The 14,387-nt window shown below is 68.4% G+C and carries 11 protein-coding genes; 2 read left to right on the top strand and 9 right to left on the bottom strand.

Annotated elements, in window-relative coordinates; genetic code table 11:
• Positions 1–38: 38 nt before the first annotated feature.
• The 6 genes from BW981_RS00895 to BW981_RS00870 are packed head-to-tail and all read right to left on the bottom strand — an operon-like array spanning position 39 to position 5,525.
• Positions 39–458, bottom strand: a complete 420-nt coding sequence (locus tag BW981_RS00895) for a RidA family protein (protein ID WP_076435388.1) — start codon at positions 456–458, stop codon at positions 39–41.
• Between the two features lie 46 nt (positions 459–504).
• Positions 505–2,136: a benzoate-CoA ligase family protein gene (locus BW981_RS00890; RefSeq protein ID WP_076435385.1), complete on the bottom strand. Its 1,632-nt coding sequence runs from the start codon at positions 2,134–2,136 to the stop codon at positions 505–507.
• A gap of 37 nt (positions 2,137–2,173) precedes the next feature.
• Positions 2,174–3,367 (bottom strand): acyl-CoA dehydrogenase family protein, encoded by a 1,194-nt coding sequence (locus tag BW981_RS00885; RefSeq protein ID WP_076435383.1) that lies wholly within the window; start codon positions 3,365–3,367, stop codon positions 2,174–2,176.
• A gap of 1 nt (position 3,368) precedes the next feature.
• Positions 3,369–4,205 carry an enoyl-CoA hydratase family protein gene (locus BW981_RS00880; RefSeq protein WP_076435380.1) on the bottom strand — a complete coding sequence of 279 codons (837 nt, stop codon included), beginning with the start codon at positions 4,203–4,205 and terminating at the stop codon, positions 3,369–3,371.
• A 13-nt stretch (positions 4,206–4,218) separates the two neighbouring features.
• Positions 4,219–4,767 (bottom strand): MarR family winged helix-turn-helix transcriptional regulator, encoded by a 549-nt coding sequence (locus BW981_RS00875; protein ID WP_139333568.1) that lies wholly within the window; start codon positions 4,765–4,767, stop codon positions 4,219–4,221.
• Positions 4,768–4,769: 2 nt separating this feature from the next.
• Positions 4,770–5,525: an SDR family NAD(P)-dependent oxidoreductase gene (locus BW981_RS00870; protein WP_076435378.1), complete on the bottom strand. Its 756-nt coding sequence runs from the start codon at positions 5,523–5,525 to the stop codon at positions 4,770–4,772.
• A 256-nt stretch (positions 5,526–5,781) separates the two neighbouring features.
• On the opposite strand from BW981_RS00870, the gene BW981_RS00865 reads away from it, so the two are divergent.
• Positions 5,782–8,115: a bifunctional salicylyl-CoA 5-hydroxylase/oxidoreductase gene (locus BW981_RS00865; RefSeq protein ID WP_076436681.1), complete on the top strand. Its 2,334-nt coding sequence runs from the start codon at positions 5,782–5,784 to the stop codon at positions 8,113–8,115.
• A 197-nt stretch (positions 8,116–8,312) separates the two neighbouring features.
• On the opposite strand, the gene BW981_RS00860 is transcribed toward BW981_RS00865, so the two are convergent.
• Positions 8,313–9,626: an MFS transporter gene (locus tag BW981_RS00860; protein ID WP_076435376.1), complete on the bottom strand. Its 1,314-nt coding sequence runs from the start codon at positions 9,624–9,626 to the stop codon at positions 8,313–8,315.
• 415 nt (positions 9,627–10,041) lie between these two features.
• Between BW981_RS00860 and BW981_RS00855 the strand changes: the two genes are divergently transcribed.
• Positions 10,042–11,250, top strand: coding sequence for a DUF2778 domain-containing protein (locus tag BW981_RS00855; RefSeq protein ID WP_076435374.1), 1,209 nt, complete (start codon positions 10,042–10,044; stop codon positions 11,248–11,250).
• An 8-nt stretch (positions 11,251–11,258) separates the two neighbouring features.
• On the opposite strand, the gene BW981_RS00850 is transcribed toward BW981_RS00855, so the two are convergent.
• Both BW981_RS00850 and topA read right to left on the bottom strand, forming a co-directional pair.
• A complete protein-coding gene (locus tag BW981_RS00850) occupies positions 11,259–11,531 on the bottom strand; it encodes a hypothetical protein (RefSeq protein ID WP_139333567.1) in 273 nt (90 codons plus the stop codon).
• Entirely contained in the window at positions 11,521–14,229 is a 2,709-nt protein-coding gene (gene topA / locus BW981_RS00845; RefSeq protein ID WP_076435370.1) for a type I DNA topoisomerase, read from the bottom strand. The genes BW981_RS00850 and topA overlap by 11 nt, the downstream gene beginning before the upstream one ends.
• Between the last annotated feature and the right edge of the window lie 158 nt (positions 14,230–14,387).

The raw sequence follows: 14,387 nt of genomic DNA, 5'->3' as shown, positions 1-14,387 counted from the left end.
GACGGAGCGGTTCCATGCGCGGTGGCGAGGCCCGATCCTCAGCCCGCGATCACCGCCGTCGCCTCGATCTCCAGCATCGCCTCAGGCTCGACCAGCGCTGCGACCGCGACGACGGCCATTGCCGGGAAGTGCCGGCCCAGCACCTCGCGATAGACCGGGCCCATCTCCTTGAGGCTGGCGCGATAGGCTTCGATGTCCGTGACATACCAGGTCAGGCGCACGATGTCCTCGACACGCCCGCCGCCGGCCTCGACCACGGCCTTGATGTTGATCAGCGTCTGCCGCAACTGCGCGACGAAGCCCTTCGCGAAGACGCCGTCCGCGTCCCAGCCCACGAGCCCGCCGGTCACCAGCACGCGGCCCTCGGCCACCATGCCGTTGGCATAGCCGCGAGGGGCGGGCCAGCCCTCGGGCAGGATCGCGCGGGCAATGGCGCTGGAAGGAGTGGGGTTCGACATCGGTGTCGCCTCGTCTTGGCCGTTGCCGGCAGGTCTATGAAGGGTTTCAGCCCTCGCCGCGCGCGATCTGGCGCAGCGCGAAGCGCTGCAGCTTGCCGCTCGCGGTCTTGGGCAGGGCCGGGACGAATTCGATCGCCCGCGGATATTTGTAGGGCGCGATCGTCGCCTTGACGTGATCTTGAAGGGCCTTGGCGAAGGCCGCATCCCCGGCCACGCCCTCGCGCAGCACGACATAGGCCTTCACGATCTGGCCTCGCTCGGGGCAGGGCGCGCCGACGACGCCGCATTCCATGACGTCGGGATGGGCGAGCAGGCTGGATTCCACCTCCGGCCCGGCGATGTTGTAGCCGGAGGAGACGATCATGTCGTCCGAGCGGGCCTGATACCAGAAATACCCATCCGCATCGCGGATATAGGTGTCGCCGGTCACGTTCCAGCCGTTCTGGACATAGACCGCCTGGCGCGGATCGGCGAGGTAGCGGCAGCCGATGGGGCCGCGCACGGCCAGCCGCCCCGGCGTGCCGTCGGGCGCCTCCTGGCCTTCCGTGTCGAGGATGATCGCCTCGTAGCCGGGCACGGGGATGCCGGTCGAGCCCGGCCGGATCGCCTCGCGCGGTGCGGCGATGAAGATGTGCAGCATCTCGGTCGCGCCGATGCCGTCCATCAGCGGCAGGGCCGTCTTCGCCTGCCAGGCGTCGAAGACCGGCTTCGGCAGTGTCTCGCCGGCCGAGACGCAGATGCGCAGCGACGAGATGTCCCGCCCGTCCAGCTTGTCCAGCATCGCGCGATAGGCCGTGGGCGCGGTGAAGATCACGCTCGCCTTGTGCCGCTCGATCGCGTCGATGAGGTCGGCCGGGCCGGTCTTGTCGGGCAGCACGGCGGTGGCGCCGATGCGGAAGGGAAAGAGCACCATGCCGCCGAGCCCGAAGGTGAAGGCGAGCGGTGCCGAGCCGACGAAACGGTCATCAGGCTCGGCCTTCAGCACCTTGGCGCCATAGCAGTCGCAGATCACCAGCAGGTCGCGCTGGAAATGCATCGTGCCCTTGGGTTCGCCGGTGGTGCCGGAGGTGAAGCCGATCAGGCAGACATCGTCGCTGGCGGTGTCGACCGGCTCGAAGCGCTCATAGCCCGGCTGCGCCATCAGCCGCTCCAGCTCGCTGTCGCCGGCGCCGAAGGCGACGATGCGGGTGAGTTCAGGCGCCTGCGCCTGTGCGCTCTGCAACTCGTCCAGCAGGCGGTGGTCACTGAGTGCCAGGGCGATCCTGGCCTTGCGGAGCGGATAGACCAGCTCCTTGGCCCGCAGCATCGGCATGGTGGCGACCACGACGCCGCCGGCCTTGATCACGGCGAGATAGGCCGCGACCATCATCGGCGTGTTGGCGGCGCGCAGCAGCACGCGATGGCCCGGCACCATGCCGAGGTCGCGGGTGAGCACATTGGCGATGCGGTTGATGCGCTCGGCCAGCGCCGCATAGTTCCAGTTCAGATGATCGCCGATGATGGCGGTGCGCTCTCCCCGCCCGGCCGCGACATGGGCATCGACCAGCTCGGTGACGGCGTTCAGCCGCTCGGGATAGGAAAGCCCCGCCTTGGCGAGATCGATCACCGGCCATTGCTTGGCCGGGGGCAGATTGTCGCGCGCGAAATGGTCGACATGACCGGAGCGGTGGAATTGCATTGCCGTTACCCCTCGTTCTTAGCTTTCGGCAAATGGATCAGGTCTTGGCTTTCAGGAGCTCGCGCGCGATCACGACCTTCTGGACTTCCGAGGCGCCCTCATAGATGCGCAGCGCCCTGATCTCCCGGTACAATTCCTCCACCTTGACGCCCTTGGTGACGCCGAGCCCGCCATGGATCTGGACGGCCCGGTCGATCACCCTCTGGGCGTTCTCCGTCGCGACGAGTTTGGCGAGCGCGGCCTCGCGGGTGACGCGCGCCGCGCCGCGGTCCTTGGTCCAGGCGGCGCGATAGACCAGCAGGGCGGCGGCCTCGACCTCCGCCGCGCTATCGGCGATGGCCACCTGGCTGAGCTGGAGGTCGCCGAGCGTGCCGCCGAAGAGCTTGCGGCTGTTGGCGTGGGTCAGCGTCTCGTGCAGCGCGCGGCGGGCGAAGCCGAGCGCGGCGGCACCGACCGTCGAGCGGAAGATGTCCAGCGTCGCCATCGCCACCTTGAAACCCTCGCCCGGCCCGCCGATGCGGTTCTCGAGCGGCACGCGGCAGCCTTCGAAGCGCAGCGTCGCCAGCGGATGCGGCGCGATCACCTCGATCCGCTCGGCGATGGTGAGCCCGGGCGTGTCGGCCTCGACCAGGAAGGCGGAGAGCCCGCGTGCCCCCGGTGCCTCGCCGGTGCGGGCGAAGACGACGTAATGGTCGGCGATGCCGCCATTCGAGATCCAGCTCTTCTCGCCGTCGATGCGGACATGGCTGTTCCCGTCCGGCGTCGCTGTCGTCGCCATGGCGGCGACGTCGGATCCGGCCTCCTTCTCCGACAGCGCGAAGGCGGCGATGCGCTTGCCCGCAGCGATATCCGGCAGGACGCGCCGCTTCATCGCTTCGGTGCCGGCGATCGAGATCGAGCCGGTGCCGAGTCCTTGCATCGCGAAGGCAAAATCGGCGAGCCCGTCGCGCGCCGCCAGAATCTCGCGGGCGAGGCAGAGCGTGCGCACGTCGAGCTTGTCGGAGAGCCCGCCATAGGCCGCCGGTACGGCCGCTTTCAGGAACCCCGCCGCGCCCAGCGCGGCGACGCGCGCCCGGCAGGCTTCGTCGACATCGTCATGCGGCAGGTCGGCGAGATAGGAATCGGCCCAGCCCGACAGCTCGGCCGCGAAGGCCCGATGGCGTTCCTCCAAGAAGGGCCAGTCCAGCGTGTCGCCGAGGATGGCGGTGCCGAGGGCAGGGACGCGCTCCATCTCAGTTGCCCTCGAAGACCGGCTTCTGCTTGGCCGCGAAGGCGTGATAGGCGCGGGCGAAATCCTCCGTCTGCATGCAGAGCGCCTGCGCCACGGCTTCCGCCTCGATCGCGCTTTCCACCGACATCGCCCATTCCATCTCGAGCATGCGCTTGGTCATGGCGTTGGCGAAGGTCGGCCCGTCCGCCAGCTCGGCGGCGAGTTCCTGCGCATCGGCAAGGACGGCCTCAGGCGCGCAGAGCCGGTTGAGGAAGCCCCAGCGCTCCGCCTCCTCGCCCCTGAGCACGCGGCCGGTATAGAGCAGCTCCGCGGCCCGGCCCTGACCGACGATCCTCGGCAGCATCGCGCAGGCGCCCATGTCGCAGCCGGCGAGGCCAACCCGGTTGAACAGGAAGGCGATCTTGGCCCCGGCCGTGCCGAGCCTGAGATCGGAGGCCATCGCCATGATGGCGCCGGCCCCGGCGCAGACCCCGTCGATGGCGGCGATGACCGGCTGCGGGCAGCCCCGCATCGCCTTGACCAGATCGCCCGTCATGCGGGTGAATTTGAGCAGGTCCTTGGTCTCCATCGCGACCAGCGGGCCGATGATCTCGAACACGTCGCCGCCCGAGGAGAAATTGCCGCCGGCGCCCGTGACGACGATCGCCTTGATCTCCTCCTCCTTCTGCGCGGCGAGGAAGAAATCCGTGAGTTCGCGGTAGCTTGCGAAGGTCAGCGGATTCTTTTTCTCAGGCCGGTTCAGCGTCACCGTCGCGACCTTGCCGGCGACGGCGAGGCCGAAATGATGCGGCTTGAACCCGGCCAGCGGCAGGGTGGTGGCATTGGCGGTCAGGCTCATCGGGCGTCTCCCATCAGGCCTCTGTCGGGCCGCGTTCTGCTGCAGCCGGCTCCGTCCGGGCGGAGATGGCGCGATGCAGCGAGGTCTTGGTCTCTCCCAGCAGCCGGAAAAGCTGCGTGATCTGGCCGGGCTCCAGCCCTGCGAAGAGATCGGCGATCCAGCCCTCATGCTGCTCGGCCATCGCCTTGAAGGCCTTCCGCCCCTGCGGGGTCAGCGTGAGGATCTGCACCCGCCGGTCCTGCGGGGCCGAGCGCTTGTCGACCAGCCCGTCCGCGACGAGGCCGGAGACGACGGCGGTGACGTTGCCGTTGGACACCATCAGCCGCTGCGAGATTTCCCCGACGGTCATGCCGACCACGCTCTTGTCGAGCTGCGCCATCAGGTCGAAGCGCGGCAGCGTCGTCTTGAACTCCTCGCGCAGCCGGTTGCGGATTTCGGTCTCGATCAGCGTCGAGCAGGTCAGCAGCCTCAGCCAGAGCCGCAGTTCGTCCTTGTGGTCGCCGGGGCGCTCGCTCGCCTTGGTTTCGCGGTCGAGCAGCAGCGCGGAGGAGGGCGTCTCCATGCTCAGAACTCCCCGCCATTGACCAGCAGCGACTGCCCGGTGACGGCGGCGCTGCCCGGCCCGCAAAGATAGAGCACGGCCGCCGCGACCTCCTCCGGCGCCACCAGCCGCCCCTGCGGATTGTCCTTCACCATCGCCGCCAGGGCCTCGTCGCGGCTCTTGCCGGTCTTGGCCGCGATGCTGTCGAGCCCGGACGCCACCATGTCGGTATCGGCGTAGCCGGGCGAGACGGCGTTGACCGTGACGCCTGAGCGCGCCGTCTCCAGCGCCAGGGATTTCACCAGCCCGATCACGGCATGCTTCGCGGCTGCATAGGCGCTGACATAGGGATAGCCGCGATGGCCCGCGGTGGAGGCGATGGCGACCAGGCGGCCGCTGCCTCGCTCCAGCATGCCGGGCAGAACGGCGTGGAACAGGTTGACGGTGCCGATCAGGTTGATGTCGATCATCCGGCGGAAGCGCTCGCTGTCGCTGCGCAGGAAAGGCCCGGTTTCGACCGCGCCCGCATTGGCGATGGCGATGTCGAAGGCCTTGGCGCGCGACAGGTCGCCGATGGCCACGGAGACGGCGCCGGGGTCGCGCACGTCGCAGGCCGCGAAAGCGTCGGCCGCGCCGGCCTCGGCGGCTTCGCGCAAGGCTGCCTCGTCGCGTCCGAGAATGCTGACCCTCGCGCCGGCATCCTTCAGCGCCTGCGCGATCGCCCGGCCGATGCCGCGGCCGCCGCCCGTGACCAGCGCGTGCTGTCCCTGAAGAGCCATGGCCGTTCCACCTCCGCGTTCGAATATATTTTAAGTCTGAAACAATTTGCAAGGCGGTTGATACGGATCAATCCAATCGCGGTTTCCCCTCGTATTCTGCTCAGTTGGACATGGTCTGACCCGCAGTGCGGGGCCGGTGAGGGCGACGAAATCGCTTGAGCGCAAAAACATTTTAGGTTTAAAATAATTTCCCAGGCGGTTCGACCGGGGTGGCGAGCCGGGTTTTGAGCCTTTCAAGTCCCGAATGGAGGCGTTGATGCGCATCGCGGTTGTGGGTGGCGGCCCGGCTGGGCTCTATTTCGCGGTTCTGATGAAGCGGGACTGGCCGCAGATCGATATCGACGTGTTCGAGCGCAACCAGCCCGACGACACCTTCGGTTTCGGCGTCGTCTTCTCCGACCAGACGCTCGACACCTTCAAGGCAGCGGATGCGAAGAGCTACGCTGCGATCCGCGACAATTTCGCGTATTGGGACGACATCGAGATCCGCTTCAAGGGCGATACCTTCCGGGTGCCCGGCAACGGCTTCTGCGGCTGCTCGCGCCGCTCCCTGCTGCTGCTGGTGCAGGAGAGGGCGCTGGAGCTCGGCGTCAAGCTGCATTTCAACACCGATATCGCCGATATCGACGCGCTGAAGCGCGACTACGATCTCGTCATCGCCGCCGACGGCGTCAACAGCCGCATCCGCGAGACCTTCAAGGACCGCTTCCGGCCGCAGATCGACATGCGGCCCAACAAATTCGCCTGGATGGGCTCGACCCGGCCCTTCGACGCCTTCACCTTCTTCTTCAAGGAAACCGAGCACGGGCTTTTCATCGCCCATTGCTACCAGTACGAGGCCGGCCGCTCGACCTGGGTGCTGGAGACCGATCCCGAGACCTTCGAGAAGGCGGGCCTCGGCGCGATGGACGAGGCGCAGTCCGCCGCCTTCCTCGAAGGCGTGTTCGCGCAGGAGCTTCAAGGCCACCGGCTGATCACGAACCGGTCGATGTGGCGCAATTTCCCGGCGATCAAATGCGCGAGCTGGGTCGCCGACAATGTCGTGCTGCTCGGCGACGCCAAGGCGACGGCTCATTTCTCGATCGGCTCGGGCACCAAGCTCGCCATGGAGGATTCCATCGCGCTGCACCGGGCGATGGGCGAGGCCGGGCTCGATGTTGCCAAGGGTCTTGCGCTGTTCGAGACCAAGCGCCGCGAGGATGTCGAGAAGACCCAGCACGCGGCGGATGTCTCGCTGGTCTGGTTCGAGGAGCTGCGCCGCTTCTGGGATTTCGACCCGCTGCGCTTCGCCTTCGGCCTGATGACCCGCTCCAAGGCGATCACCTATGACAATCTCGCGCTGCGCGCGCCCGAGATGGTCGCGGCCGTCGACGAGATGGTGGCGAAGGAGCTTGGTCCGCTGGCCAAGCGGCGCAAGGACGGCTCGCCCGTGCCGCCCGCCTTCCAGCCCTTCGAGATGCGCGGCCTGCGCGTCGAGAACCGCATGGTGCTCTCGCCGATGTGCCAGTACTCGGCGCAGGATGGCCTGCCGGATGATTGGCACCTGATGCATTACGGCTCGCGCGCCATCGGTGGGCCGGGCCTGATCTATACCGAGATGACCTGCGTGGCGCCCGATGCCCGCATCACCCCCGGCTGCGCGGGACTTTGGAACGACGAGCAGGAAGCGGCCTGGAAGCGCATCACCGCATTCGTCCATGCCCATTCGGCGGCGAAGATCTGCCTCCAGCTCGGCCATGCCGGCCGCAAGGGCGCCTCGAAGCTGATGTGGGAGGGCATGGACCGGCCGCTGGCTGAAGGGGCCTGGCCCATCATTTCGGCCTCTCCGCTGCCCTATTATCCGGAAAGCCAGGTGCCGCGCGAGATGGACCGCGCCGACATGGACCGGGTGAAGGCCCAGTTCGTCGCGGCCGCCGAGCGGGCCGAACGCGCTGGCTTCGACATGCTGGAACTGCACTGCGCCCATGGCTACCTGCTGGCCAGCTTCCTCTCGCCGCTGACCAACAAGCGGACCGACGACTACGGCGGCTCGGTGGAGAACCGGCTGCGCTACCCGCTCGAGGTCTTCCGGGCGCTTCGGGAGGCATGGCCGAAGGACAAGCCGATGTCGGTTCGCATCTCGGCGACGGACTGGGCGCAGGGCGGCCTGTCGCCCGATGATTCCGTCGCCATCGCCGAGGCCTTCGCCGCCCAGGGCTGCGATCTCGTCGACGTCTCCACCGGCCAGACCGCGCGTGAATCGCGGCCCGTCTATGGCCGGATGTTCCAGACCCCGTTCTCGGACCGCATCCGCAACGAGGCCCGCGTCGCGACCATGTGCGTCGGCAACATCACCTCGGCCGATCAGGTCAACACCATCGTCGCCGCCGGCCGCGCCGACCTGGTCGCGCTCGGCCGCCCGCACCTTGCCGACCCGTCCTTCGTCCTGCGCGCAGCCGCCTGGTACGGCGCCGATGTCGAGCAGCCGGTGCAGTATGCGCCCGGCAAGGACCAGCTGATGCGCAACACGCCCCGCGAGCGCGAGGAGCTGGAGGCGCTGAAGCTGAAGGCGCGGCCGAGCCGCCACGCCGTGGCGAGCCCCCCCGCCTGAAGCGCCGCATCAAGAAACTGCGCCGTCATCCCGGGCGTGCGAAGCGCTGACCCGGGCTCCATTCCGGACGGTTTCAGATAGAGGTTCAGGCATGGATTCCGGATCGGCGCGGCTTCGCCGCTTGTCCGGGATGACACGGCATGGCCGAACTGTTCGTGCGCATGAAGGAGCGGGCAGGGACCCTTGAGCTGCGGACCCTACTTCCCGCCCGCCCCTTGCCGTCCGGCGGGCGACACCTCGGGGATCGTCGGGGCCGCGGCCGTCCTCTCACCGAACGGCGCGGCCGCCGGCGGCTTCAGGCGGATGCGGAAGCCGAGATAGATCGCGGCTCCGCCCGAAAGCAGGCCGAGATAGACCAGCAGCCCGTTCGGCCCCAGCCCCTGCATGAAGGCGCTCGACACCAGCGGGCCGATCGCCGAGCCGGTGCCCCACAGGAAGAGCAGTTGCGCCGAGAGGCCGAGCGCCCGCTCCCGGCCGAGCCGGAAATAGGCATGCGCCACGGCCACCGTGTAGATCGGCATGCTGCCGGCGCCGATCAGCGCGAACAGGCCGAACAGCCAGAACCGCCCATGCGGCAGGTTCATCCAGAGAACGGCGCCCAGAGCCAGCGTGCAGAGCACGACGGAGGTCGTGGCGGCGAGCATGATGATGCGGCTCTCGACCCGGTCGGCCAGGAGGCCGAGCGGCCATTGCAGCATCAGCGCGCCGATCTGGATGCCGGCGGTGAGCAGGATCGCCCAGCGCTGGTCGAGCCCGATCAGGATGCCGTAGGCCGGCGCGACATTGGTCAGCGCGCCGCCCATCAGGCCGACATAGAGGCAGCCGATCACCGCCGCCGGCGCATATTGCCAGATCGTATTGAGCCGGACGGAGACGACCTCGCCCGATTCAGGGCCTTTCGCCCGCGTCATCGCGACCGGGATCAGCGCCAGCGAGAAGGCGGCGCTGGCGATCAGGAAGATGCTGTCGGCCTGCATCGAGACATAGCCGACGGCGATCTGCGAGCCGATCAGCACCAGCCGGTTGAGGATCTGATAGAAGCCGAACAGCCTGCCGCGCTGGCCGGCCTTGGCCTGCCCGCTGATCCAGCTCTCGATGCAGATGGCGTGGCCTGCCCCGGCGAAGCCCATGCCGAGCCGTGCGAAGCCCCACAGATCCGCGCTCATCAGCGGCAGGCCGAGCGTCAGCGCCGCCTGCATGCCCGCGAACACCGCGAAGGCGCGGATATGCCCGACGCGGCGGATGAAGGAGGGAATGACGAAGCAGGCGATCAGGAAGCCGACCGAATAGGAGGAGCCGACGAGGCCGATCAGCAGCGGCGGCTTCTGCGCCAGCGCCATCTTCAGCGGCACCGCCGTGTTCACGATCGTCGAGGCGATCTGGAGGATCAGCGCGCCGCTGACGATCGCGCCGAGCGCGGCGACGGAGCTGCCGCGAGGGGCAGGCGGAGTGACGATCACGGGCGCTGTGGCGGGCCTCGCCGGCTCGGCGGGCTGCGGTCCTTGCGACATCGACGATTCGGCTTGGGCTCAAAGGCGGGGACTGGTCACTTGCCCTGCAAAGATGAACGAAAAGGGGCGGCAGGCCATCAGAAATCTGAACCCGGCCTGCATCTTTCGAGACGCCGCGTTCCGCAGTTCCTCGGGATGAGGACTCGGGAAGCCGCGTCATCATCCCGCCGCCTTTGCGTGGCTTTCCGGAATGGCGGCCGGTCGATGCCGCTTTGCCGTGTGTGCGCAAAATTCTCGGCCCGGTTCACCGTCGATTAACCAAGGCAGCGCCTTATCGAGAGAACGAGTTTGGGTTCTCCCAGCATGGCCGGACGCAAGGAACGCGATCCGCTCGCGCAATATCATGGGCGTGAGTCGGCTTGTGCCCGCATGTCCGCTGTGGCGGGCGTAGCGTAAGCGTGTCGAGAGTGCGGCCATGAGGTCATCGAGCTATCCGCGGCGGGGTGGGGCGCATCATCTGCGCCTTCGTCGGCGCCGCCGCCCCTTCCTGCGCGGCGTCTTCTGGGTCGCGGCGCTGAGCCTCGGCATCATGACGGGCGTGCGCCTGCTCGATCATGTCTCGCCGCGCGACCCGAATGTGGATGTCGCCTCCAGCGAGCGCAGGCCCGCCTCGCCTTTCGCCATCGCTCTCGAGGAATCACCCCGCGCGACGAGGACCCAGACGCCGCAATCCGGCTATAGCGGGCTGCTCGATCCGCTGTTCTCGGGCGCGACCCCGGCGGCCATCGGCAGCTCCCGCCCGGTTGGCGCGGCGATGCATCTGGCCGCCGTGCCGCAGGCGCTCGACCTGCCGGATTCCAACCCCGTCCTGCCGCTGCCGCAGCAGGCGCCGGTCAGCCTCGCAGAGCGGCCGGCACTCCTGCCTGTGCCGCGTCCCTCGGACATGATCGCCTCGCTGCCGGCGGGCCCCGACGCGCCGGGCGGTTCGCCGTCCGAGATCGCGGCCGGCCTGGCGACCGGAGCTGCGCCGCTCCCGGTGCCGCGCCCCTCCGATCTCGCAGCTCCGGCCGAGGCGCCGATCCGGCTCGCGCAGCCCGCCGCTCCCTCCCGCCGCAGCCGCGTCGCCGCGACCGCCGCGCCGTCGCCGCAGGACAATCGCAACTTCTTCGAGAAGCTCTTCGGCGTGCAGAAGCAGCAGGCGCCGGGCACGGCCCTGGCCTATGCCGCGCCGCAGGACGATGCGATCGACCGCGGTCGCGTCACCCGCATGAGCCCCTCGCTCGGCACGCCGCCGCGCACCGCCGAGGCCGGGACCGCGATCTACGACATCAGCGCCAGAATGGTCTATCTGCCCAATGGCGAGCGTCTTGAGGCCCATTCCGGCCTCGGAGAGATGATGGACGATCCGCGCTACGCCCATGTCCGGATGAAGGGCGTAACGCCGCCCCACACCTATACGCTGACCGAGCGCGAGGCCCTGTTCCACGGCGTCCGCGCCATCCGCCTGAACCCGGTCGGCGGGTCCGGCGCCATCCATGGCCGCGCCGGGCTGCTGGCCCACACCTATCTGCTCGGCCCGCGCGGCGACTCGAACGGCTGCATCTCGTTCAAGGACTATGACCGCTTCCTGCAGGCCTTCCTGCGCGGCGAGGTGCGGCGGATCACGGTGGTGGCGAGTCTCTGAGGGCGGCGCTAAGGGCCTTGCGCCCAGCCGCCGAACCACAGCGTGCCGCCGAGGATCATCACGACGACACCGATGCCGAAGGGCGGGATGAACGCGGCGAGTGCCTCCGTGTCCTCCCAGCGCAGGCGCACCTTTGAAAAGGCACAGGCGCAGGCATAGGCGTTGAGCCAGACCCAGCCCGCGAAGGTGACGAGGCAGAGGCCGAGGCCGCCACCCAGGACAATCCGGCCGGCGAGCCGCATCCGGGAGCCGCCGCGCCGGGCTGCCGCGTCACTCGGCACCGGCCTTGCGCGCCTTCTCGGACCCCGCAGCATTTTTGGCCGCAGGTTTCGCCGCGGTCGCCTTCCGGGCCGGGGCCTTTTTCGCGGGCGCCTTTTTGGCAGGAGCAGCCTTGTCCGCGGCCGCTTTCGCCGGCGCCTTGGCCTTCGCAGCCGCCTTCGGTTTGCCCTTGCCGCCCTTGGCTTCGGCCTTGGCGTTCACCAGCACGATCGCCTGCTCCAGCGTCAGCTCGTCCGGCGATTGCGACTTCGGCAGCGTGGCGAAGATCTTGCCCCAGGCGACATAGGGGCCGTACTTGCCGGCCTTGACCTCCAGCGCGCCGCCCTCGGGATGCTCCCCGAGCGCACGGCCCGGTGTCGCAGCCCCACGGCCACCGCGTCCTCCACCGCTTTCCTTGGCGACGATCAGGTCGATGGCGCGGTTGGCCCCGAGCTCCAGCACGTCGTCGTCCTTGTCGATATTCGCGTAGACCTTGCCGTGCTGGACGTAGGGCCCGAACCGGCCGATCCCGACCAGGATCGGCTCGCCCGAGACAGGGTGGCGCGCCACCTCGCGGGGCAGCGAGAGCAGGGCCAGCGCCTTGTCGAGCGTCACGCTGCCCGGACTCATGCCCTTCGGCAGGCTCGATCGCTTGGGCTTTTCGCCCTCGCCGAGCTGGATATAGGGACCGAAGCGGCCGTCCCGCATCGTGACGTCCTGCTCGGTCACCGGGTCCTTGCCGAGCACGCGCACGCCCGGCGTGCCCTGGCCGCCCTCGGCCGTGGCCTCGCCATCCGCCGCCGGGACCGTAAGGGGCCGCGTATAGCGGCATTCGGGATAGTTCGAGCAGCCGACAAAGGCGCCGAACTTGCCGAGCTTCAGCGAGAGCTGGCCGTTGCCGCAGGTCGGGCAGACCCGCGGGTCGGAGCCGTCAGCCTTGGCCGGGAAGATATAGCTGCCGAGGATGCCGTTCAGCGCTTCCAGCACGTCGCCGACGCGCAGATCCTTGGTCTCGCCGATCGAGGCGGTAAACTCGTCCCAGAACTCCCGCAGGAGCGCCTTCCAGTCGATCTCGGCATTGGAGACGCGGTCGAGCTTCTCCTCCAGATTGGCGGTGAAGTCGTACTCGACATAGCGGCCGAAGAAGCTCTCCAGGAACGCCGTCACCAGCATGCCCTTGTCCTCGGGCACGAGGCGCTTCTTGTCGATGCGGACATATTCGCGGTCGCGCAGCGTCGTCAGCGTCGCCGAATAGGTCGAGGGCCGGCCGATGCCGAGCTCTTCCATCCGCTTGATCAGGCTCGCTTCCGAATAGCGCGGCGGCGGCTCGGTGAAGTGCTGGTCGGCCGCGATGGCGCGCTTCTCCAGCTTGTCGGCGGCCTTCATCGCCGGCAGCTTCTTCCCATCCTCGTCCTCGTCGTCGTCGCGGCTCTCCTGATAGAGCGTCAGGAAGCCGTCGAAGAGCGTGACCTGGCCGGAGGCGCGCAGTTCCAGGTTGCGACCGGCGACAGTCGCCGCGATGTCGACCGTGGTGCGCTCCAGCTCGGCCGATTCCATCTGGCTGGCGATGGTGCGCTTCCAGATCAGCTCGTAGAGTTTCGCCTGGTCCGGTTCGAGCTGGCGCACGACCATGGCCGGCAACCGGCCAAGATCGGTCGGGCGAATGGCCTCGTGGGCCTCCTGCGCGTTCTTGGCCTTGACCGTGTATTTGCGCGGCACGCCCGGCACGTAGCGGTCGCCGAACTCCTTGCCGATCACGCGGCGCGCCGCAGCGATGGCCGAGCCGTCCATGTCGACGCCGTCGGTTCGCATATAGGTGATGAGGCCGACGGTCTCGCCGCCGAGATCGACGCCTTCATAGAGCCGCTGGGCGAGCTGCATCGTCCTTGCGGGAGCGAAGCCGAGCTTGCGCGAGGCCTCCTGCTGCAGCGTCGAGGTCTGGAAGGGCGGGTAGGGGTGGCGCTTGACCGGCTTGGCCTCGACGCTCGACACGGTGAAGAGCGCGGTCTCCAGCGCCTCCTTGAAGGCCTTGGCCTCGGCTTCGTTGCCGATGTCGAGCCGCGCGATCTTCTTGCCGTCGGCGCCGACCAGCCGCGCCTCGAAGGTCTGGCCGGATTGCGTCGCGAGCGTCGCCACCAGCGACCAGTATTCGCGGGCCCTGAAGGCCTCGATCTCGCGTTCGCGGTCGCAGACGAGCCGCAAGGCCACCGACTGCACACGGCCTGCCGAGCGGGCGCCCGGCAGCTTGCGCCACAGCACCGGCGAGAGCGTGAATCCGACGAGATAGTCCAGCGCCCGGCGCGCCAGGTAGGCATCGACCAGCGCCTGGTCGACCTGCCGCGGATTGGCCAGAGCCTTCTGCACCGCGTCCTTGGTGACCGCGTTGAAGGTGACCCGCTCGACCGGAATGCCCTTCAACACCTTCTTCTGGTTCAGCGCCTCCAGCACGTGCCAGGAAATCGCCTCTCCCTCGCGATCCGGGTCGGTGGCAAGGATCAGCTTCTCGGCGCCCTTCACGGCGCGCGCGATCTCGGCCACCTGCTTGGCGCCGCGCCCCTCGATCTCCCACTTCATCGCGAAGTCGTTGTCCGGCTCCACCGAGCCGTCCTTGGCCGGCAGGTCGCGGATATGCCCGAACGAGGCGATGACCTCGTAGTCGGAGCCCAGATACTTGTTGATCGTCTTGGCCTTGGCCGGCGACTCGACGACGAGGAGCTTCATGGTGTCGGTTCTCGATGACAGCCCTGATCAGAGCGCGGAGCCGGCCCTAACGGACGGCCCCGCGACCCGCAAGACCGCTGCGGTTCGGAAGATGCGCGCGAAAGTGGTTCAGCGGACCAGTCGTGTCAAACCCGGAATGACACGGGGGGCCGATCGGC

The sequence above is a fragment of the Allobosea sp. TND4EK4 genome (assembly GCF_900156025.1).
Classification (GTDB): Bacteria; Pseudomonadota; Alphaproteobacteria; order Rhizobiales; family Beijerinckiaceae; genus Allobosea.
Note: the sequence above shows the minus strand (reverse complement) of the source record. Positions and strands in the feature narration are given on the sequence as shown.

What these genes read in the sequence shown, in the direction of transcription:
- BW981_RS00880 (WP_076435380.1), bottom strand. Translation starts at nt 4,205, where the DNA reads ATGAGCCTGACCGCCAATGCCACCACCCTGCCGCTGGCCGGGTTCAAG.
- BW981_RS00855 (WP_076435374.1), top strand. Translation starts at nt 10,042, where the DNA reads ATGAGGTCATCGAGCTATCCGCGGCGGGGTGGGGCGCATCATCTGCGC.
- BW981_RS00860 (WP_076435376.1), bottom strand. Translation starts at nt 9,626, where the DNA reads ATGTCGCAAGGACCGCAGCCCGCCGAGCCGGCGAGGCCCGCCACAGCG.
- topA (WP_076435370.1), bottom strand. Translation starts at nt 14,229, where the DNA reads ATGAAGCTCCTCGTCGTCGAGTCGCCGGCCAAGGCCAAGACGATCAAC.
- BW981_RS00885 (WP_076435383.1), bottom strand. Translation starts at nt 3,367, where the DNA reads ATGGAGCGCGTCCCTGCCCTCGGCACCGCCATCCTCGGCGACACGCTG.
- BW981_RS00875 (WP_139333568.1), bottom strand. Translation starts at nt 4,767, where the DNA reads ATGGAGACGCCCTCCTCCGCGCTGCTGCTCGACCGCGAAACCAAGGCG.
- BW981_RS00895 (WP_076435388.1), bottom strand. Translation starts at nt 458, where the DNA reads ATGTCGAACCCCACTCCTTCCAGCGCCATTGCCCGCGCGATCCTGCCC.
- BW981_RS00865 (WP_076436681.1), top strand. Translation starts at nt 5,782, where the DNA reads ATGCGCATCGCGGTTGTGGGTGGCGGCCCGGCTGGGCTCTATTTCGCG.
- BW981_RS00870 (WP_076435378.1), bottom strand. Translation starts at nt 5,525, where the DNA reads ATGGCTCTTCAGGGACAGCACGCGCTGGTCACGGGCGGCGGCCGCGGC.
- BW981_RS00890 (WP_076435385.1), bottom strand. Translation starts at nt 2,136, where the DNA reads ATGCAATTCCACCGCTCCGGTCATGTCGACCATTTCGCGCGCGACAAT.